Below are 18,345 nucleotides of genomic sequence, written 5' to 3'. Positions count from 1 at the left end.
CATGGCGCCGGTCGGCCTTCTTCTGCGACGGCAGGCGCGGGTCCGTCTCCAGCCGCGCGCCCGTGCTGGGGCTGAAGCCGGCCATGGCCGATGCCGTAATCCGGCGATGCGATTTTCTCAGGGTCATGTACAACCTCGCTTGGTGGTCGGTGATCGGTCTGCCGGGCATCACGGTCATCTTCTTGGCGGTTGAAGACCGGATGTCCTTGGCAGCCGTCGCGGCCACTGGCGAGGGCAAAACCCGCGCCGGACAGGGTCCGACCTACGGCCGGGCTACGCCCGCCCTCCGGTCGGACCCTGTCGTCACCAACAATGTCGCTGGCTCGTCAAGTTCAATGTCGCTGTGCAGCCTGGAGGGGCACCAGCGGGTGCTGGTGCTCCACACCAAGAACGGCCGACAGCATCTGCATGTGGTTTGGGGCAGGGTGCATCCCGAAACGCTCAAGTGCGCCTCTGACAGCCGTAACTATCGGCGGCATGAAGAAGTGAGCCGCACGCTGGAACGGCGATGGGGGCTGACGCCAGTGCAGGGCGTCCACACCCGCCCAAGGGGGACACGTCGACCGGTAGCGAAGGCAAACCACCGGGATTGGCAGGCCAGCTTGAGAACGGGCGTGCCGACGATGTCGGTCGCCAACCGGCTCTGTCAAGCATGGGCGGCGTCCAGCGATGGGCGTGGGTTCAGAGATGAAACGGCGGCGCGCTGGTTGGTGCTGGCACAAGGCCGGCGCGGCGTGGTGGCCGTGGATGAAGGCGGCACCGTTCACGCCTTGGCACGCAGGCTGGGGGTGCGGGCGGCGGAGGTGAGGAAGCGGCTCGCAGACCTTCAGATTGATGATCTGCCGACCGTCGAAGAGGCGAAAGCAGCACAGCAACGAGGGGAGAAAAAGATGGGGAAGAGAGCGAACACACAGACCATTCAGGCCAAGGCCCAGACCTGGGCGCCTGTAAGTTGGGACGAGATCGAGGAGTATTGGCGACGGCAAGGCGCAACCGACGTCCAGCGAGGCTTGGACGGTCTCCGTTTTCTGTGGCTGGGCGCGCGCTGGCTTGACCAGGGCGACGGCATCACGCTGGAGACGGACGGGGAGCCGTCGGATGAACAAGTCCGCGCGCTGGTCGAAGCTGCAAGGCAAAGGGGGTGGAAGGGCATCCACTTTTCAGGCTCGGCCGCCTTCCAGCATCGTGCCAAGCAGGAGGCGATCCGCCAAGGCTACGACCCGCAGAGCATTACGCTTGATTGCGAGCCTCAGTGTCCCGAGACGCAGCAGGTGCCAATGCCCGAGCACCTGCGGAAGCGTCTGGGTCTGGATGAAGAAGATCCGACGCCTGAAGAGGCCCATGATGACCGACCCGCCGTCAAAGTCTGAGATGGCCCTTGCGAGGGCGGTGCGTCGCCTTCTGCTCTCGCACGGACGGTGCCATCCTGAGCATCGCCGCAAGGTCGGGCTGGACCAGGATCTTGCCGCCTATCTCCGTTCGGTGGAGGAGGCGGATGCTTGGCGTGAGGAGGTTCTGCGGGTGCGCATTCGACAGGCGGCTAAACGGCGCCAGAGGGGCGACCCGCCTGCGCCGGGCACCGGTATGTCGTTGGTCGTCATCATGGAGTACCTCCCCCTCTGGCGGTCCTGGGGCATGTTGATCAGGCAGGCCGAGCGTCAGAGCCTTACGCCACGGCAGGCACCGCCCGCCTTTGGGGCACAGCCACGGTCATCATGACTGTGGGGATTGGGACGTCTGGCAGTCGAAGCACTCTTCTTCGACGTCGGTGGATTCGTGCCCCCGCAACCAACCCGTTCCTCGACGCCGCCCAGGCTCACGCCAGGGCGGCGTCGCCGTTTGCACGCGGCGCTGCGGGCGTCGGCAGAACGCCGGGACGGTGGCGTACTCTCCCCTCGGCGAGGCGACGAAACCCGCCGTCGCGAGACGGCGGGTCTGTCGTTCTCCCGATCGGCCCCCGACGCCCCGGCCTACACCTCCGCAAAGCCTGGGCGGCGCAGGCCTTCTTCCACCGCTTCGACGATGGCGGCGGCGTCCAGGCCGTAGGCGCGGTGGAGGTCGGGGATGGTGCCCGACTGGCCGAAGTGCTCCACCCCCAGCGCCTGCACCCGGTGGCCGCGCACGCCGCCGAGCCACGACAGGGTGGCCGGGTGGCCGTCGAGGATGGTCACCAGCAGGGCGTCGCGCGGCACGGCGGCCAGCAGGCGCTCCACATGCGACGGGCGGGCGCGGTCCTCGGCGTCGCGGTCGCGGCGGCGGGTGCGCTGGGCGGCGCGCCAGCCGGCGTCCAGGCGGTCGGCGGAGGTCACCGCCAGCACGCCGACGTCGGCCCGCCGCTCGGCCAGGCGCAGGGCAGCCTGCATCACGTTCGGCGCGACGGCGCCCTGGTAGGCGAGCACGACGGAGGTCGACGGGCTCGGCGGCCGCAGCCAGTAGCCGCCGGCGACGATCTGGTCGCGCAAGGCCTTGTCGAGGGTGCGCGTCGGCTGCTCCAACTGGCGGGTCGACAGGCGCAGGTAGACGCTGCCGCCGGTCTCGTCGCGCAGCCAGTCGTGTTCGGGCGCCGGGTCGGACCCGTCGCGCTGCATGTAGTCGAAGCTCCAGGCGAGGATGGCCGCCAGCTCGTCCACCCAGGCCGGCTCGAAGCTCGCCAGCCCGTCCTGCGCCATGCCGATGAGCGGCGTGCCGATGGACTGGTGGGCGCCGCCCTCCGGCGCCAGCGTGACGCCCGAGGGCGTGCCCGCCAGCACGAACCGGGCATCCTGGTAGCAGGCGTAGTTGAGGGCATCGAGGCCGCGCATGACGAAGGGGTCGTACAGCGTGCCGACCGGCAGCAGGCGCTCGCCGAACAGGCTGTGCGACAGGCCGGCGGCCGACAGCATGAGGAACAGGTTCATCTCGGCGATGCCCAGTTCCACATGGCGGCCTTCCGGCGTCAGGCCCCACTTCTGCAGGCTCGGCACCTTCTCGGCCTTGAAGGTGTCCTCCTGCGGCATGCGGGAGAACAGGCCGACGCGGTTGATCCACCCCGACAGGCCTGTGGAGGAGGCGACGTCGGGTGAGGTGGTGACGATGCGCCCGGCGAAGTCCTCGCGCGCCTTGCCCAGCTCGGCCATCAGCTTGCCGAAGCCTTCCTGGGTCGACAACGTCTCGGCCGGCTGGAACGGCAGGGTGTCGGGCACGGCGAGGCGCGGGGCGGCGAAGCGGCGCGGGAAGGTGCGGGCGAAGGGCACGCTCTCCAGGAACGCGGGCAGGTCGCGCGCCACGTCCTCGGCCAGCCCCTCGAAGGGCTCGAACTCGCGGCCGTCGGCGATGCGGTGGTCGGTCTTGAAGGCGGCCATCTGGTCGACGGTCATGATGCCGCCGTGGTTGTCCTTGTGGCCGGCCAGCGGCGTGCCGTAGCCCTTGATGGTATAAGCGATGAACACCACCGGTCGGTCGGTCGGGGCGGTGGCGAAGGCTTCCAGCAGGGCCGGCAGGTCGTGGCCGCCCAGGTTGGTCATGAGCCGCGCCAGCTCGTCGTCGGAGCGCGCCTCCAGCAGGGCCGACACCGGGCCCTGGTCGCCGATGTCGTCGAGCAGGCGCTTGCGCCACGCTGCGCCACCCTGGAAGGTGAGGGCGGAATAGAGCTGGTTGGGGCAGGCGTCGATCCACTCGCGCAGGCGCTCGCCGCCCGGTTCGGCGAAGGCGGCGCGCAGGGCGTGGCCGTACTTGATGGTGACGACCTCCCACCCGAAGGCGCGGAACAGCTCGTCGAAGCGGGTGAACAGGTTGTCGCGGACGATGGCGTCCAGGCTCTGGCGGTTGTAGTCGATGATCCACCAGCAGTTCCGCAGGTGGTTCTTCCAGCCTTCCAGCAGCGCCTCGTAGACGTTGCCCTCGTCCAGCTCGGCGTCGCCCACCAGGGCGATCATGCGGCCGGGCGGGCGGCCCTGCATCCAGCCGTGCTCCACCAGGTAGTCCTGCACGAGGCTCGCGAAGATGGTCTGCGCCGCGCCGAGGCCGACCGAGCCGGTGGAGAAGTCCACGTCGTCGGCGTCCTTGGTGCGCGACGGATAGGACTGGGCGCCGCCGAAGGCACGGAAGCGCTCCAGCCGGTCGCGGTCCTGGTGGCCGAGCAGGTACTGGATGGCGTGGAACAGGGGGCTCGCGTGCGGCTTCACCGCCACCCGGTCCTCGGGCCGCAGTTCGTGGAAGTACAGCGCCGTCATCAGCGTCGCCATGGAGGCGCAGCTCGCCTGATGGCCGCCCACCTTCAGGGGCTCGGGCTTGGGGCGGATGTGGTTGGCGTTGTGGATCATCCAGTGGGACAGCCACAGCGTCTTCTTCTCCAGCTGCCCGAGCAGCTGCAGGCGGCGGTCGTCGAGCGGCGGGCGGCTGCGGACGGGCGCGTGGTTCATGGTGGGCGAGTCTCCCTGGCGATCGTGTGTTTCTTGGCCGGCGGCAGCACTCATGTTGCGCAGGGTTGCCCCTCCGCGCAAGTCATGTTGCGAAAATTCTATTCCTATCGTTAAAAAGCGTATCCCACCGTGATGCGCAGCACCCGCTCCAGCGGGTCGACATCGGCCGGCGTGTCGCCGTCCCAGTCGAGGTCGTAGAGGGCGCGCAGGAACAGCCCCTCCTGGAAGCTGTAGCGCAGGCCGGTGGAGGTCTCGATCCACGGCGTGCCGCTGCCTTGCAGGCCGATGGGCAGCAGGCCGGTCTGGTCGTGGACGAAGCGCAGGCGCTCGGCCAGCGGCCAGGCGGCCTTCAGTCCCCAGGTGACGCCGACGCCCGACTGGATGCCCTCGCCGTCGGGCAGGTCGCCGACCGGGCGCTCGTGGTAGTAGACCGGCCCGGCCTCCAGCCGCAGGTAGCGGCCGTCCTCCTCGTCCACCAGCGGCGAGCCGAACAGCACCGAGTATTCCTGGCGCAGGGCGATGCCGTCGCTCTCGTCGCGCTTCCAGCGGGCGGTGGGGGAGATGGTGGGCGGCTCGTCGACGCCGAGGTCGAGGCGCAGTTCGGTGTCGAAGCTGTCCTCGATCTGCTCCTCGCCCAGGCGGTCGCGCTCCACCTCGGCGTCGAGCGACAGGCGGTGGTCGCGCCAGGCGATGGCCGCCTCGCCGTCGAGGTAGATCTCGCTGCGGTCGTTGCGCCCCGAGAACAGCCGCAGGCCGACGGCCAGTTCGCCGGTGAGCGGCTTCTCCGCCTCGTCAGCCGGCGGCGCGGGATCGGGCAGCACGGGCTTGCGCTGCGGCACCGGCGGCAGGCGGGGCGGCAGAGGACCGGCGGCGGTGGCGCTCATCAGCCCGGTGACCTCGGGGCGCGGGATGGCGACTTCGCCCAGCACGCCCGATTCGATCACCACTTCCTCCGGCGTGTCGCGCAAGAGGCGGCCGCTCAGGACGTCGCCGTTGCTCAGCCGCACCCGCACCCGCTCGTCGGCCTCCGGCGCCGCGCCGGCGGGGGCGGCGGCGGTGAGACAGGCGAGCAGGGCGAGGGCGGCGGCGGCAGGAGCGCGGTGCCCGCTCATCCGGCCAGTTTGTGCGTGTCGGGGCGCGGCGGCAGGGGCGGCGCGTCGGGCCAGTCGCCGGCCAGCGAGCGGGTCCAGCAGGCGGCATGCAGCCCCTGTAGCGCCTCGGCGTGTTCCAGCACCGCCAGGGCCTCGGCGTCGCTCAGCGAGGCGGGGCCGAGGTAGCGCAGCTTGCGGGCGGCGGCGGCGGCGTCCTCGGCGCTCGCCCGCGACTCCTGGCCGGCCAGCGGCAGCAGGTCCAGGTGGTCGCGCAGGCGGTCGGCGTCGAGCACGGTCCAGGCCAGCAACTCGGTGCGGCCGGGGCGGGTCGACTGATCCTCCTCCAGCATGAGGCGGTCGAGGGTCTGCAGGACCGGCGAGGGCTGCGTCTCCTCGCGGGTCAGCAGCAGGCGGGCGCGGCGCAGGGCGAGGCCGAGGCGGCGGCTGTCGCCCAGCCACACCACCAGGGGGGCCAGGATCAGGCCGGCCTCCACCGGCGACAGCCACAGCGCCAGGGTCGGCGAGGTCACCCAGGCGCCGGCGGTGGCGGCGGTGCCGATGGCGGTGAAGGGCAGCCAGCGTTCCAGGTGGGCCTCGAAGGCGCCTTCGGACGCCGTGCGGTTCTGCGCCGACCAGCCGACGGCCTTGCCGAGCATGGTGGAGAACACGGCCAGCGCGTGCAGCAGCATCATGATGGGGGCGAGCAGGGCGGTATAGACCGTCTCGATCAGCACGCCGAGTGTCACCCGCCCGCCGCCGCCGAGCGACCGCCGCAGGCGGCCGTCGCGCAAGGTGAGCAGCAGGCCGAACAGCTTGGGCACCAGCAGCAGCCCCATGGCGACCGCCAGCAGCGCCAGTGCCGCCCCCTGGACGTCGAGCGGCCACTGCGGGAAGGGCCGACCGTCGGCGAAGTAGCTCACCGGCGTGCGCGCCAGCTGCCAGGCCTGCAGGGCCGACAGCACCAGGAACACCAGCCACAGGGCTGAACTGACGTAGGACATGACGCCGACCGAGAAGTGCAGGCGGCTCACCCAGTGCAGGCCGCGCGCCGGGATCAGGCGGGCGTGCTGCAGGTTGCCCTGGCACCAGCGGCGGTCGCGGGTGGCGAAGTCGCCGACGGTCGGCGGCGGCTCTTCCAGGGTGTCGTCGATGTCGTCGGCGATGAGCACCTTCCAGCCGCCGCGGCGCAGGAGGGCCGCTTCCACGAAGTCGTGGCTGAGGATCTCGCCGCCGAGCGGCGCCGCCCCCGGCAGGTGCGGCAGGCCGCAGCAGTCGGAGAAGGCGCGGGTGCGAATGATGGCGTTGTGGCCCCAGTAGTTGCCTTCGCCGGCCGCCCAGAAGGCGATGCCGGCGGCCGACAGCGGGCCGTAGACGGCGCCGGCGAACTGCAGCACGCGGGCGAAGAAGGTCTCGCCGCGAGCCAGCCGCGGCGGTGCCTGCACCAGGCCGGCCTGCGGGTCGGCCTCCATGCGCGCCACCAGCCGGGCGAGGGAGCTCGCGGTCATGATGCTGTCGGCGTCGAGCACCACCATGTACTCGTAGAGCTGGCCGTGGCGGCGCACGAAGTCGGCGATGTTGCCGGCCTTGCGCTCGCGGTTCTGCAGGCGGCGGCGGTAGTAGACGGGCGGCATGCCGCGCACCTCGTCGGCGCCGTCGGCGAGGTCGCGCCAGGCGTTCACCTCCGACAGCCAGGGGCCGGGCTTGGTGGAATCCGACAGCACGTGGACGTGGAAGTGCTCGCCGAGGCCGTGGCGGGCGAGGTCGTGGCGCATGGCCTGGATGCCGGCGAAGACGCGTCCGACCTCTTCGTTGTAGACCGGTACCACCACGGCCGTCGGCCCCTTGGCGGTGACGGCCGGCACCGGCGGCTCGGCGGGGGCCGGGCCGCGCAGCAGCAGCACGAGGAAGCCGGCGCCGAGCGTCCAGAACGACTGCGCCAGCCACAGCGCCAGCGGCACGAAGACGGCGATGAGCGCGATGTCGAGCAGGCTCAGGCCGTCGACGAAGAGAATGCGGGTGTAGGAGGCGACGAGGGCGGCGGCGGTGCCGAGCACCCCGACGACGAAGACGGTACGGCGGCCCATGGGCGGCCTCCTGTGATCAGACGAGGACGAGGGCCGCGAAGGCGGCCAGCGCCGGAACCACCATGGCGGCGGCGGCCATGGCCCACAGACGGGCCGCCCCCACCACCGGCGACGGTGCGATGAGGATGGGGGCGAGCGGCTGCGGGTTCATGGGCAGGCCGGCCACCGGCAGGACGGTCGGCCGCAGCGGCAGCGTACGGCTCAGCGCCGCGGCGCGGGCGGCGGCGGCGATGAGGCACTGCCCGAGGGCGGTCTCGCGGTCGGGCACGTGGGTGTCGCGGCGCACCGACTCGATCACGCCGCGTGCCTCCTCCATGGCCTGCGGCCGCGGCAGGCCGTGCGCCTGGGCCAGGTAGACGGCGGTCTTCAGGCGGAGGTGGCGCCAGAAGGCCTCGATCTGGGCCGTCGCGTCGGGCGGCGCGGAGGCGACCGGGCCGTCGGGCAGCGCAGCGGCCGCGAGCGTCAGATGCTGGACCATTGGAAGCTCCACGTTTCCGATATGGGCCTGCCGTCGAGCGTCAGGCGGCACCGCAACTCGGCGGTGGTGTCCTCGGTCGGCACGGGCAGGTCGAAGAACACCCGCAGGCCGCCGGTGACCGGGTTCGGGTGGGCGACGATCTCGCCCGCCTCGATGCCGTTGGCTTCGAGCACCGGCACCACGTCGGCGTCCGGCGGCAGGTCGGGCAGCGGCCCGCCGACGAAGTCGACCACCACCTTGCGCTTGGTTTCCGCCTCTTCCTGCTGGCCGGGCAGGCCGCCGCGGCCGAGGCGGGTTTCGACGGCGCGGGCCAGCGGCTGCTGCGGGCCGGCGAGGCCCCAGTGCATGACGTAGCGCAGCACCGCCTCGCCGCCGGCCTTGGCGGGGGCCTTGGGCTGCCAGAAGGCGACGATGTTGTCGTGGGTCTCGTCCGGCGTCGGGATTTCGAGCAGCGTCACCGCCCCCTCGCCCCAGTCGCCCTTGGGCTCGATCCACAGCGACGGCCGCAGGTCGTAGCGCGCCTCCAGGTCCTCGTAGGCGTCGAACTCGCGCACCCGCTGCAGCAGCCCGAAGCCCTTGGGCGCCGTTTCCTGGAAAGCGGAGAGGGCGAGGGCGCGCGGGTTGCGCAAGGGGCGCCAGATCCACTCGCCGGTGCCGGAATGCAGCAGCAGGCCCTGGCTGTCGTGGACGCGCGGGCGGTAGTCGGGGTGGTCGGCCGGGTCGCTCGGGCCGTGGTCGAACATGCTGGTCAGCGGCGCGAGGCCGAGGCGTTCGACGTCGGTGCGGAAGAACAGGCGGGCGGTGACGTCCACCGCCGTGGTCTCGCCCGGCTGCACGGCGAAGCGGTAGGCGCCGGTCAGGCTCGGGCCGTCGAGCAGGGCGTGCACCATGAGCGGCGAGCCGCGCTCCGCCGGCCGTTCCAGGTAGAGGCGGGTGAAGGCGGGGAATTCCTCGCCCTTGGGCAGGCCGGTGTCGACGGCGACGGCGCGGCTCGATATGCCGTAGCGGGTGCCGCGGCCGAGCGCCCGGAAATAGCTGGCGCCCAGGAACACGAGCAGCTCGTCCAGCACCTCGGGATCGTTGAGCGGGTAGTGCACCCGCACGCCGGCGAAGCCCAGGTCGTCGGGCAGCGGCTCGGCGAAGCGGTTGCGGCCGAGGTCGAAGTCGGCGGGGCGGTAAGTGACGGGCCGGGCGACGCCGCCCTCCACGTCGAACACCGCCACCGGCCGGTCGTAATAGGCGCCGAGGTGGAAGAACTGCACCTCGTAGGGCGATACGTCGCGCCACAGGGCGTGGTCGCCGCGGTAGCGGATGTCGCGGTACTGGTCGTAGGACAGGTCGGCGAGCACCTTGGGCAGGGCGCCGTCGCCGCTCTGGTAGCTTTCGCCCGCCAGCCGGCGCGCCTCGCTCACCAGCCAGTCATAGGAGAACGGCGCGCCGGTCGGTGCGGTGGCGGCGGCCGGAGCCGCGTCGGCGGCGGCGCCCGGGGTCACCGGCGGCGGCGCCGCGAGGGCGCGGCCCGACAGGGTGAGCGCGGTGGCGCCGAGCAGTCCGGCGAGAAGGGAGCGCCGGCTGACGGCGCGGGCCGGAGCGGAAGAGTCGGAGGCGGTCATCGATATGGCGTCGGATGCTGTTGTCGGGGCGGCTGGCGGGCCTCCGCGAGCAGCGGCGGGGCCGCCGGGAAGTCAGCCGCAGGTACAACGTGCATCCGATACCGCCGTTGCGCGCAGGAACGCGGGAATCTGTGCCGTCACCCTCTGCGTCCGGCGGGATTTCTAGTGTCACGGAGGGCGTGTGAAAAAGCCGTGACGGAATCGTCACGGCTGCGGCGGCGGCAGGCGACCCTCCACCGCGGTGCCGCCGCCGGGCAGCAGGCGCAGCACGACGCCCTCGCCGCTGGCCGGGAAGACGTCGGTCAGGCCGGTGATGACCACCTGATGCGTCACCATCACCACCGTGTCGCCGTCGCGCGGCAGGCCGTCGAGCAGGCGGCGCAGGCCGGCGATCTGGGCCGGGCCGCTGGCGCGGTCGCCGAAGAAGCTGTTCAACAGCGGCTCGGGCTCCGGCGGGGCCAGGGCCATCAGGTCGGCCGTCTCGGCGGCGCGGCACCAGCGGCTGGTGAGGACGCGGGCGACCGGGACGGCGTGATCACGGAAGGCATCGCCCAAAGCCCGCGCCTGGGCGCGGCCGCGGTCGTCGAGGTTTCGCTGGGTGGAGCAATCGTCGAGGCGGAAGTTCGGCGGGTCGCCGGTGCCGGGGGCCAGCGCGTGGCGCAGGATCACCACCCGGCCGCCGTCGCGCAAGGACTGCCACAGGGCCTCGGCCTCGGCGGCGCGGACGGAGGTCGGCAGCAGGACGATCAGGACGGCGAGCAGCAGGCGGATCGGCATGGCGGGCCTCCGGCCGGTGGGGACGCTGTCTGCCTTACGCGCCCCCACCGAACCGGGATCACCGGGATGTCGAGTGTTCGGCCCTCAGGCGCCGTCCGTCCTGCGGCGAGCGGAGCCCGCCGCAGGACGGGTGATCACTCGCCGCCGATCAGCGGCAGCCACTCGAAGGTGGTGCCCTGGGGCGTGTCCATGATGCCGACGCCCTGCGCCTGCAACTCGTCGCGGATGGCGTCGGAGCGGGCGAAGTCCTTGGCCTTGCGGGCCTCGGTGCGCTCGGCGAGGCGGGCGGTGATGGTCGCCTCGTCGAGCGTCTGGCCGGCCGGGCGGATCACCAGGTCCTCGGCCGTCAGGGTCAGCAGCTCGACACCGAGCACGAGGTCGGCCAGGGCGGCGAGCTTCAGCCCTTCCTCGGGCGCCAGCTTCTTGTCGAACAGGATCTCGTTCAACAGGGCCACCGCGGCCGGCGTCGCCAGGTCGTTGGACACCGCGGCGTCGAGGCGGTCGGCCCACTCGGCGGCCTTGGGCGACAGGCCGGCGGTCAGCTGCTCGCGGATGTAGGCGAGCGAGCCGCCGGAGCTGTAGCGCATCTCGCCGGCCAGCCGCGCCACCTCGGCATCGGCCATCTTGGACTTCAGGTCGGCGATGCGCAGCAGCAGGCGGCGCAGCGCGGCGCGGGTGCCGACCAGGGCGTCCCAGGTGAACTCCAGCGACGAGCGGTAGGAGGCGCCGAGCAGGAACAGCCGGTAGACCAGCGGGTGGATGCCCTGGTCGACGATGCTCTGCAGGGTGAGGAACTTGCCCGACGACTTCGACATCTTGCCGTCGCGCATGATGAGGAATTCGTTGTGCATCCACCAGTTGGCGCCGGTCTTGCCGGAGCCGCAGTAGCCCTGGTTCTGGGCGATTTCGTTGCAGTGGTGGACCTGGCGGTGGTCGATGCCGCCGGTGTGGATGTCGAACTGCTCGCCCAGGTACTTCATGGACATGACCGAGCATTCGAGGTGCCAGCCCGGCGCGCCGACGCCCCACGGGCTGTGCCATTCCATCTGCCGCTGCACGCCGGCCGGGCTCTTGCGCCAGACGGCGAAGTCGGCCGGGTGGCGCTTGCCGCCGGGGCCGTCGATGCGGCGGTGCTCTTCGTCCATGCCGGCGAGGTCGAGCAGGCCGAGCTGGCCGTAGTTCGGCACCTTGGAGGTGTCGAAGTAGGCGCCGTCCTCCAGCTCATACAGGTAGCCGGCGGCGTCCAGCTCGCGGGCGAAGGCGATCATCTCCTGGATGTGCTGCGTCGCCGGCGTCCAATGGCTGGGCGCCAGGATGTTGAGGCGGCGCACGTCGTCCTTGAAGACGTCGGTGTAGTGGGCGGCGATGTCCCAGATGGACTTCTTCTCGCGGCTGGCCGCCAGTTCCATCTTGTCGTCGCCGGTGTCGGCGTCGGACGTCAGGTGGCCCACGTCGGTGATGTTGATGACGTGGGTGACGTTGTAGCCCTTGAAGGTCAGCACCCGGCGCAGCGTGTCGGCGAAGACGTAGGCGCGCAGGTTGCCGATGTGGGCATAGTTGTAGACCGTCGGGCCACAGGAGTAGACGCGCACGTTCCGCGGGTCGATGGGCTGGAACTCCTGAACCTCGCGGCCCAGGCTGTTGAACAGGCGGAGCGGGTGCTGCGTCGTCATCCTTCGCACTTCTACAGAGGGTTGGCGGGATCGCCGGGACTTGGGGAGCCGCGGCGGCGCTTGCGAGGTGTACCACCGGACGGCCGCGGCACCAAGGCCGGCGGGGACGGGGGCTCCGGGGCGCCGGTTCGTTTCGCTTCCGATGCGGATTTGCGGCCGTGCCTGCAAATGCAGTTGACGCCGCCGCAGCGCAATACGACACTTCCGGGAACGCCGGAGTCCCGGCCGATCCATTGCGGCAAGGCATTGAAATGTCACGAAACCTCAACGCGGACTCGGGCCCGTGAGCGGCGCTGGCAGCGGCCACGTCAAGGCCTCGTACACGGTTCCCTGCGCCGCCGCCTTCCGCGATGCGGTGGAGGCGCTGGCCCGCCGCCGCGGCGTGAACAGCGGCGACATCGCGCGTTCGGTCATGCTGGTGGTGCCGCCGCTCGACATCGAGAGTCACCCCGATCCGGGCGGCCCGGCCGAGGACGACCGCGAGACCGTGGTGCTGAAGAGCGGCCCGTCGCAGGGCCGGCCGTGGAAGCGCAAGCCGCGCCTGCAGGTGCGCACCGTGCCCGGCCTGTCCATCCCCTTCATCCGCCGGGCGCTCGACATCGCCCTGAAGCTGGAGGCGGGGGAGCGCCGCGTCGATCTGGTCGACCCCCGCGCCAAGCCGCAGCGCACGGCCGCCGCCCAGCCGAAGCCGGAACCGCCGCCACCCCCTCCGCCACCACCGCCCCCGCCTCCTCCTCCTCCGCCGCCGCCGCCGCCCCCCAAGGCGGCGGCGCCCGACCCGGCGATCCTGGAGGAACTGGCGCGGCTGCGGGCGGTCGTTTCGGTGCTGGCGTTCGAGCCGCTGCCCGACGGCGTGCAGACGCGCGAGGAAGCGCTCTTCGTGCTCGGCTTCGCCCCATCGGCGCGGCCGGACCGGCACACCCTGCGGGCGCGCTTCCGCATGCTGGCGACCATCCACCACCCGGACGGCCGCTACGGCAGCCACGAGCGCATGGCGCAGATCAACGCCGCCATGGAGATGCTGCGCTGACCGCGCCGGCCGGCGCGATGGAGGATCGCCGCGCCCCCCTCAGGTGAAGCGGGGGCCGTGCGTCCACACCACCAGCGAATTCCGCACGCCGCTCGTGACCGGGCCGACGCGGTGCAGGGTGTAGCTGGGGAAGGCGGTGCCGACGCCGCGGTCGCGCGGGGCTTCCACCGGGTTGCCGTTGAAGTTCAGCTCCAGCGCGCCGCCCTCGTACTCGGCCGGGTCCGACAGCTGCACGGTCAGCGTCAGCTTGCGGGTGCGCGGGATGCCGCGGCCGCCCACGTCGGAGTGCCAGTCGTAGAAGCCCAGGTTGGCGTCGGTGTACTCGGTGAGCTGGATCTGCTCGTCGAAGCCGCTCAGTGCGAAGCCGAAATGGTCGCGGTTGAGATCGGCGACGGCGCGGGTGAGGCGCTGGGCGATCCACTCCACCTCGGGGTCGTCCTGCTCCAGCCAGATGAGGCGGGAGCGGCGGATGCCGTCGGTGGCGACGCCGTTGACCAGCGTGCCGGCGGCCGCGGCGCGGCGCTCCCGCAGGGCGACGATGGCGGCGCATTCGTCGGCGGTGAAGACCTCCCGGGTGGCCCAGGAGCTCGGCTCGAACCTGTCGGGCAGGATCGAGCGGGCGGGATCGGCGACCGTCTCGGCCGGACCCCACGCAAAGACACGGTCCATCGCGCCTCCGTTCAGCGGAATGAGTTGGTGAGAAACGGTGATGTAGCAGCTTTTCAGCGGAAAGCGAGTCCCTATAGGACTGCGGCGACCCGCCTGCGCAACTCGGGCACCAGGTCGGCCTCGAACCACGGATTGCGCCGCAGCCAGGCGGTGTTGCGCCAACTCGGGTGCGGCAGGGGGAGGAGGCCCTCGGGCATGGATCGCCAGTCGGCGACCGTTTCGGTCATGGAACGGCCCCGGCGCAGGACGCCGAGCCAATAGGTCTGGGCGTGGATGCCGATGAGCAGCGTCAGCGCCACCTGCGGCAGGGCGGCGCGGAAGCGGTGCTGCCACAGGGGGGCGCACTCGCGCCGCGGCGGGGCGTCGCCGCCGTTCTTGTCGCGGCCGGGATAGCAGAACCCCATGGGCACGATGGCGATGCGCGACTCGTCGTAGAACCGCTCGCGGTCGAGCGCCAGCCAGTCGCGCAGGCGGTCGCCGGAGCGGTCGTTCCACGGGATGCCGGTCTCGTGCACCCGCGTCCCCGGCGCCTGCCCGATGATGAGCAGCCGCGCCGTCGGCGAGGCGCGGAAGGTCGGGCGCGGGCCGAGCGGCAAGGCGTCGGCGCACAGGGTGCAGGCGCGCGCCTCGGCCATGAGGGCGGCGAGGTCGGCGCCGGGCGGGCTGGGCAGCGGGGCTGTCGTCATGGCCGGCGATGTAGGGCGCCGCCGACGGCGCCGGAAGAGGCGGGCGTCAGGGAATGCCCTTGGTCAGCAGGCGCTCCACGTAGGCCGGCACCACCTCGGTCGCCGGGCCGTAGACCTGTTCCTCGAACAGGCTGGCGCCGAGGGACGGTTCCAGGTTCAGCTCGGCGGTGTGGGCGTCGCCCAGGTCGAGCACCACATGCACGAAACCGGCGGCCGGATAGACGTTGCCCGAGGTGCCGACGGACAGGAACAGGCCGCAGCCGGAGAGTGCCTCGTGGATGCGCTCCATCTGCAGCGGCATCTCGCCGAACCACACCACGTGCGGCCGCATGGCGCCGACGTGGGCGCAGGCGGGGCAGGGCGTCTCCACGTGCAGATCGGTGCGCCATGCCTGGATCGTTCCGCAGGCGTCGCAGCGCACCTTCAGCAACTCGCCGTGCATGTGGATGAGGTTGGTGGAGCCGGCGCGTTCGTGCAGGTCGTCGATGTTCTGGGTGACGATCAGCACCTCGCCCGGCCATTCCCGCTCCAGGCGGGCGAGGGCGACGTGGGCGGCGTTGGGCTGCACGTCGCTTTCCACCAGCTGGCGGCGACGGTCGTCGTAGAAGCGTTGCACCAGCGCCGGGTCGCGGGCGAAGCCCTCGGGCGTCGCCACGTCCTCCAGGTTCACCCGATCCCAGATGCCGCCGGCGCAGCGGAAGGTGTCGAGCCCCGATTCCTTCGAGATCCCGGCGCCGGTGAGGACGACGATGGAGGGATGCGCGGCGGACATGGCGGCTGGCTCCGGACTTTCCGTTGCAGGGGCCGGCATGGTAATCCAGAGGCGGGGGCGCAGGAAAGGAAAGGACCGGGTGGGGTGATCAAGGTTCTGTTCGTCTGCACGGGAAACATCTGCCGGTCGCCGACCGCCGAGGGCGTGTTCCGCGACCTGGTGGTGCGCGAGGGGCTGGGCGACCGGGTGGCCGCCGATTCGGCCGCCGTCGCCGGCTATCACGTGGGCGAGCCGCCCGATCCGCGCTCGGTGCGGGCAGCGGCGCGGCGCGGGGTCGACATCTCCGGCCAGCGGGCGCGGCGGGTGACGCCGGAAGACTTCGCCGAATTCGACCTCATCCTCGCCATGGACCGCGGCCACCTGCGCTCGCTGAAGGCCATGGCGCCGGCCGGCGCGAAGGCGGAGGTGGGGATGTTCCTCGCCTACGGGGCGGGCCTGCACCACGACGAGGTGCCCGACCCCTACTACGGCGAGGGGCGAGGGTTCGAGGACGTGCTCGACATGGTCGAGACGGCTTCGCAAGGATTGCTCGAACACATTCGGACGACCCGGCTGTAAGGCGACCGGGCCGCACCCACATCAGGGGAAGGAGGTGGCGGCCATGTCCATGACGACTCTGCAGGACCGCGTCGCCGAGGTGCTCGGACGCGAGGTGACGGCCATCCGCCCGTTGGGCGGCGGCTGTGTCGGCGATGTCGCCAAGGCCGACCTCGTCGACGGCGGCGCCGTGGTGGTCAAGATCGCCGATCCCGCCACCGGTGGCCTCGACACCGAAGGCTGGATGCTGCGTTACCTCGGGGAACGCACCCGCCTGCCGGTGCCCCGCGTGCTGCACGCCGAGCCCGGCCTGCTGGTCATGAGCTGGATCGACACCCGCGGCAGCGGCTCGGTCACCTCGGTCTGCCAGCAGGAAGCGGCGGAGATGCTGGCCGATCTTCATTCCATCACCGCACCGACCTACGGCCTCGAGCGCGACACCATGATCGGCGGCCTGCGCCAGCCCAACCCGCAGACGCCGTCGTGGCTCGACTTCTTCCGCGACCACCGGCTGCGCCACATGGCCGCCGAGGCGCACGCCGCCGGGCGCCTGCCCGCCGCCCTGCGCGACCGGGTGGACATCCTGGCCGGCCGGCTCGACCGCTGGCTGACGGAACCGGAGCGGCCGGGCCTCGTGCATGGCGACATGTGGACGGGCAACGTGCTGTGCGGGCCGACCGGCATCGCCGGCTTCATCGATCCTGCCATCTACTACGCCGACCCCGAGATCGAGCTGGCCTTCTCGACCCTGTTCGGCACCTTCGGCGAGTCCTTCTTCCGCCGCTACGGCGAGATCCGGCCGCTGGCGCCGGGCTTCATGGAGGAGCGGCGCGACCTCTACAACCTCTATCCCCTGCTGGTTCACGTACGGCTGTTCGGCGGGTCCTACGTCGCGGCGGTGGACCGCACCCTCGACCGGTTCCTGGGCTGACGGGGTCGCCGGTGTCGGACGAGCAGGAGGTCGACGACCGCGACACCCGCATCCGCTGGCTCTACACGCTGGCGGTGCGGCGTCACGGCACCCGCGCCAAGGGCGTGGGCTGGCGCGACGGGCGCGGGCAACTGCTGCGCTTCGCCCAGCTGGTGCGGGTGATGGAGGGCGAGCCGCGCGGCGCGGCGGTCTCCGTCAACGATCTCGGCTGCGGCTACGGGGCGCTGTTCCCCTTCCTGCTGCGGCTGCCGGACGTGCGGGTGACGCGCTACGTCGGCTACGACATGACGCCGGCCATGGTGGCGCGGGCGCGCGAGGCCATCCGCGACCACCGCGCCGCCTTCCTGCTGGCCGACGAAGCGACCGACGACGCCGACTACGGCTTCGCCTCCGGCACCTTCAACGTGCTGGCCGGCGCCGATCCCGACGACTGGCGGGCGGAGGTGATCGAGCGCCTGACCGCCTTCGCCGCCCGCTGCCGCCGCGGCTTCGCCTTCAACATGCTGGGGACGGACCATCCACGGCCCGACCGCCTGATGTTCTACACCACCCCCGCCGCCTTCCGCGACGCCTTCGAGGCGGCGGGGATGGAAACGACCGTGCTGACCGGCTATCTGCCCGGCGACTGGAGCATGCTGGTGCGGTACTGAGGCGGTCACGCCTGCACGAGGCCGGCGAGCGCGAGGGCGGCGCCGCCCGCCACCAGCGCCCAGCCCAGGGCCAGGCCCCAGTCGGGGCGGCGCGGCTTCATCGCACCACCTCGAAGTCCTCCGACACCTGGCCGCTGGCGGTGTCCTGGAAGCGGTAGCGCCCACCGGCGGCGGTGGCGACCACGTAGCACGCCTGGGTGTCGCGGTCGGGCGTGATGCACAGGCGGTCGCCGCTGCGCTGCCAGGTGCCGGGGATGGTCTGGTTGCCCGCCGTCACCTCGATGCGCAGGGCGCCGCCCGACTGCAGGCGGTAGACCACGGGGTTGACGGTGGAGCGGAAGGTGGCGCCGTTCTGCACCAGCGCCGCCACCTCGGGCGCCGCCAGACGGTCCGCCGCCGCCAGCGGGGCGGAGGGCGTCGGCACCGCGCAGGCAGACAGGGTGGCGGTGAAGGCGGCGGCGGCGAGGCCGCGGCGAAGCATGTGGGACATGGAAGGCTCCTTTCAGGACGCAGGAAGGGAACCGCCTCCGCCGCCGACGGCGCGGCGGTGGATCGGGGACATCGCGCCGCGCCGGGGTGGCGACGGCGGCGGAGGCGGGGGATCTGCCGGCGCCGATGGGGGCGGGCGCGGGCAGAGGGCGGGGCTCGCCGGTGGTCGGGTGACCTGGCCGGACGGGCATCGTCGGGTCGGGGATCAGGATGCGGCGGCGGCGCCGTCAGTCGTCGGGCGGCTGATCGAGGCCGTCGTCGCGGTACTCCAGGATGTCGCCGGGCTGGCAGTCCAGCACCCGGCACAGGGCGGCCAGGGTGGAGAACCGCACGGCGCGGGCCTTGCCCGTTTTCAGGGTGGACAGGTTCTGCACCGAGATGCCGACCGCCGCCGCCAGGTCCATCAGCTTCATCTTGCGGCGGGCGAGCATGACGTCCAGGTTGACGACGATCGACACGCGGTCC

Annotated in this window: 17 protein-coding genes and 1 pseudogene; 5 read left to right on the top strand and 13 right to left on the bottom strand. The window is 71.8% G+C overall.

Annotated features, from left to right (window positions below; translation table 11 throughout):
- A pseudogene (locus CRP50_RS26255) lies at positions 1-169 on the bottom strand (IS21 family transposase); the annotation flags it as partial.
- Between CRP50_RS26255 and CRP50_RS24240 the strand changes: the two are divergent.
- Positions 126-1,370 carry a relaxase/mobilization nuclease domain-containing protein gene (locus tag CRP50_RS24240; protein WP_217992121.1) on the top strand — a complete coding sequence of 415 codons (1,245 nt, stop codon included), beginning with the start codon at positions 126-128 and terminating at the stop codon, positions 1,368-1,370. The pseudogene CRP50_RS26255 and the gene CRP50_RS24240 sit on opposite strands and share 44 nt — an antisense overlap.
- Positions 1,371-1,970: 600 nt before the next feature.
- On the opposite strand, the gene CRP50_RS24230 is transcribed toward CRP50_RS24240, so the two are convergent.
- The 7 genes from CRP50_RS24230 to cysS all read right to left on the bottom strand — a co-directional run bounded on the left by CRP50_RS24230 (position 1,971) and on the right by cysS (position 12,116).
- Positions 1,971-4,400 carry a transketolase gene (locus CRP50_RS24230; RefSeq protein ID WP_097281780.1) on the bottom strand — a complete coding sequence of 810 codons (2,430 nt, stop codon included), beginning with the start codon at positions 4,398-4,400 and terminating at the stop codon, positions 1,971-1,973.
- Positions 4,401-4,510: 110 nt separating this feature from the next.
- Positions 4,511-5,512, bottom strand: a complete 1,002-nt coding sequence (locus tag CRP50_RS24225) for a DUF481 domain-containing protein (RefSeq protein ID WP_097281779.1) — start codon at positions 5,510-5,512, stop codon at positions 4,511-4,513.
- Entirely contained in the window at positions 5,509-7,575 is a 2,067-nt protein-coding gene (gene mdoH, locus CRP50_RS24220; RefSeq protein WP_097281778.1) for a glucans biosynthesis glucosyltransferase MdoH, read from the bottom strand. Before mdoH ends, CRP50_RS24225 begins: the two co-directional genes overlap by 4 nt.
- A gap of 16 nt (positions 7,576-7,591) precedes the next feature.
- Positions 7,592-8,053 (bottom strand): hypothetical protein, encoded by a 462-nt coding sequence (locus CRP50_RS24215; RefSeq protein ID WP_097281777.1) that lies wholly within the window; start codon positions 8,051-8,053, stop codon positions 7,592-7,594.
- Entirely contained in the window at positions 8,038-9,666 is a 1,629-nt protein-coding gene (locus tag CRP50_RS24210) for a glucan biosynthesis protein (RefSeq protein WP_097281776.1), read from the bottom strand. The genes CRP50_RS24215 and CRP50_RS24210 overlap by 16 nt, the downstream gene beginning before the upstream one ends.
- Before the next feature lie 204 nt (positions 9,667-9,870).
- Positions 9,871-10,443 (bottom strand): histidine phosphatase family protein, encoded by a 573-nt coding sequence (locus CRP50_RS24205; protein ID WP_176525336.1) that lies wholly within the window; start codon positions 10,441-10,443, stop codon positions 9,871-9,873.
- Positions 10,444-10,577: 134 nt separating this feature from the next.
- Positions 10,578-12,116, bottom strand: coding sequence for a cysteine--tRNA ligase (cysS, locus tag CRP50_RS24200; RefSeq protein WP_097281775.1), 1,539 nt, complete (start codon positions 12,114-12,116; stop codon positions 10,578-10,580).
- Between the two features lie 283 nt (positions 12,117-12,399).
- On the opposite strand from cysS, the gene CRP50_RS25730 reads away from it, so the two are divergent.
- The gene (locus CRP50_RS25730) at positions 12,400-13,146 is read left to right on the top strand and encodes a J domain-containing protein (RefSeq protein WP_097281774.1); all 747 of its coding nucleotides are present in this window, start codon (positions 12,400-12,402) and stop codon (positions 13,144-13,146) included.
- Between the two features lie 39 nt (positions 13,147-13,185).
- On the opposite strand, the gene CRP50_RS24190 is transcribed toward CRP50_RS25730, so the two are convergent.
- The 3 genes from CRP50_RS24190 to cobB form a co-directional block, all read right to left on the bottom strand.
- Positions 13,186-13,815 carry a 2OG-Fe(II) oxygenase family protein gene (locus CRP50_RS24190; protein ID WP_097281773.1) on the bottom strand — a complete coding sequence of 210 codons (630 nt, stop codon included), beginning with the start codon at positions 13,813-13,815 and terminating at the stop codon, positions 13,186-13,188.
- A gap of 71 nt (positions 13,816-13,886) precedes the next feature.
- Positions 13,887-14,501, bottom strand: a complete 615-nt coding sequence (locus tag CRP50_RS24185; protein ID WP_097281772.1) for a uracil-DNA glycosylase family protein — start codon at positions 14,499-14,501, stop codon at positions 13,887-13,889.
- Positions 14,502-14,547: 46 nt separating this feature from the next.
- Positions 14,548-15,273 (bottom strand): Sir2 family NAD+-dependent deacetylase, encoded by a 726-nt coding sequence (gene cobB / locus CRP50_RS24180; RefSeq protein ID WP_097281771.1) that lies wholly within the window; start codon positions 15,271-15,273, stop codon positions 14,548-14,550.
- An 84-nt stretch (positions 15,274-15,357) separates the two neighbouring features.
- Here cobB and CRP50_RS24175 point away from each other — a divergent pair, with 84 nt between their 5' ends.
- Genes CRP50_RS24175 through CRP50_RS24165 form a run of 3 tightly spaced genes read left to right on the top strand, consistent with a single transcriptional unit; the run spans position 15,358 to position 17,391 of the window.
- Entirely contained in the window at positions 15,358-15,831 is a 474-nt protein-coding gene (locus CRP50_RS24175; protein WP_097281770.1) for a low molecular weight protein-tyrosine-phosphatase, read from the top strand.
- Positions 15,832-15,874: 43 nt separating this feature from the next.
- Positions 15,875-16,741, top strand: coding sequence for a fructosamine kinase family protein (locus tag CRP50_RS24170; protein WP_097281769.1), 867 nt, complete (start codon positions 15,875-15,877; stop codon positions 16,739-16,741).
- An 11-nt stretch (positions 16,742-16,752) separates the two neighbouring features.
- Positions 16,753-17,391 carry a class I SAM-dependent methyltransferase gene (locus CRP50_RS24165; RefSeq protein ID WP_097281768.1) on the top strand — a complete coding sequence of 213 codons (639 nt, stop codon included), beginning with the start codon at positions 16,753-16,755 and terminating at the stop codon, positions 17,389-17,391.
- A 97-nt stretch (positions 17,392-17,488) separates the two neighbouring features.
- Here the strand turns inward: CRP50_RS24165 and CRP50_RS24160 are convergent, their stop codons facing one another.
- Positions 17,489-17,881 carry a hypothetical protein gene (locus CRP50_RS24160; protein WP_097281767.1) on the bottom strand — a complete coding sequence of 131 codons (393 nt, stop codon included), beginning with the start codon at positions 17,879-17,881 and terminating at the stop codon, positions 17,489-17,491.
- Positions 17,882-18,107: 226 nt separating this feature from the next.
- Entirely contained in the window at positions 18,108-18,338 is a 231-nt protein-coding gene (locus tag CRP50_RS24155) for a helix-turn-helix domain-containing protein (protein ID WP_097281766.1), read from the bottom strand.
- Positions 18,339-18,345 lie beyond the last annotated feature (7 nt).

It is taken from the genome of Caenispirillum bisanense (assembly GCF_900230255.1).
GTDB lineage: Bacteria > Pseudomonadota > Alphaproteobacteria > Rhodospirillales > Rhodospirillaceae > Caenispirillum > Caenispirillum bisanense_A.
The sequence above is the reverse complement of the archived record's forward strand: the minus strand, read 5'-3'. Positions and strand labels throughout refer to the sequence as shown.

Coding starts and splice junctions, on each gene's coding strand:
- CRP50_RS24240 (WP_217992121.1), top strand. CDS start 126: ATGTACAACCTCGCTTGGTGGTCGGTGATCGGTCTGCCGGGCATCACG.
- CRP50_RS24230 (WP_097281780.1), bottom strand. CDS start 4,400: ATGAACCACGCGCCCGTCCGCAGCCGCCCGCCGCTCGACGACCGCCGC.
- CRP50_RS24225 (WP_097281779.1), bottom strand. CDS start 5,512: ATGAGCGGGCACCGCGCTCCTGCCGCCGCCGCCCTCGCCCTGCTCGCC.
- mdoH (WP_097281778.1), bottom strand. CDS start 7,575: ATGGGCCGCCGTACCGTCTTCGTCGTCGGGGTGCTCGGCACCGCCGCC.
- CRP50_RS24215 (WP_097281777.1), bottom strand. CDS start 8,053: ATGGTCCAGCATCTGACGCTCGCGGCCGCTGCGCTGCCCGACGGCCCG.
- CRP50_RS24210 (WP_097281776.1), bottom strand. CDS start 9,666: ATGACCGCCTCCGACTCTTCCGCTCCGGCCCGCGCCGTCAGCCGGCGC.
- CRP50_RS24205 (WP_176525336.1), bottom strand. CDS start 10,443: ATGCCGATCCGCCTGCTGCTCGCCGTCCTGATCGTCCTGCTGCCGACC.
- cysS (WP_097281775.1), bottom strand. CDS start 12,116: ATGACGACGCAGCACCCGCTCCGCCTGTTCAACAGCCTGGGCCGCGAG.
- CRP50_RS24190 (WP_097281773.1), bottom strand. CDS start 13,815: ATGGACCGTGTCTTTGCGTGGGGTCCGGCCGAGACGGTCGCCGATCCC.
- CRP50_RS24185 (WP_097281772.1), bottom strand. CDS start 14,501: ATGACGACAGCCCCGCTGCCCAGCCCGCCCGGCGCCGACCTCGCCGCC.
- cobB (WP_097281771.1), bottom strand. CDS start 15,273: ATGTCCGCCGCGCATCCCTCCATCGTCGTCCTCACCGGCGCCGGGATC.
- CRP50_RS24170 (WP_097281769.1), top strand. CDS start 15,875: ATGTCCATGACGACTCTGCAGGACCGCGTCGCCGAGGTGCTCGGACGC.
- CRP50_RS24160 (WP_097281767.1), bottom strand. CDS start 17,881: ATGTCCCACATGCTTCGCCGCGGCCTCGCCGCCGCCGCCTTCACCGCC.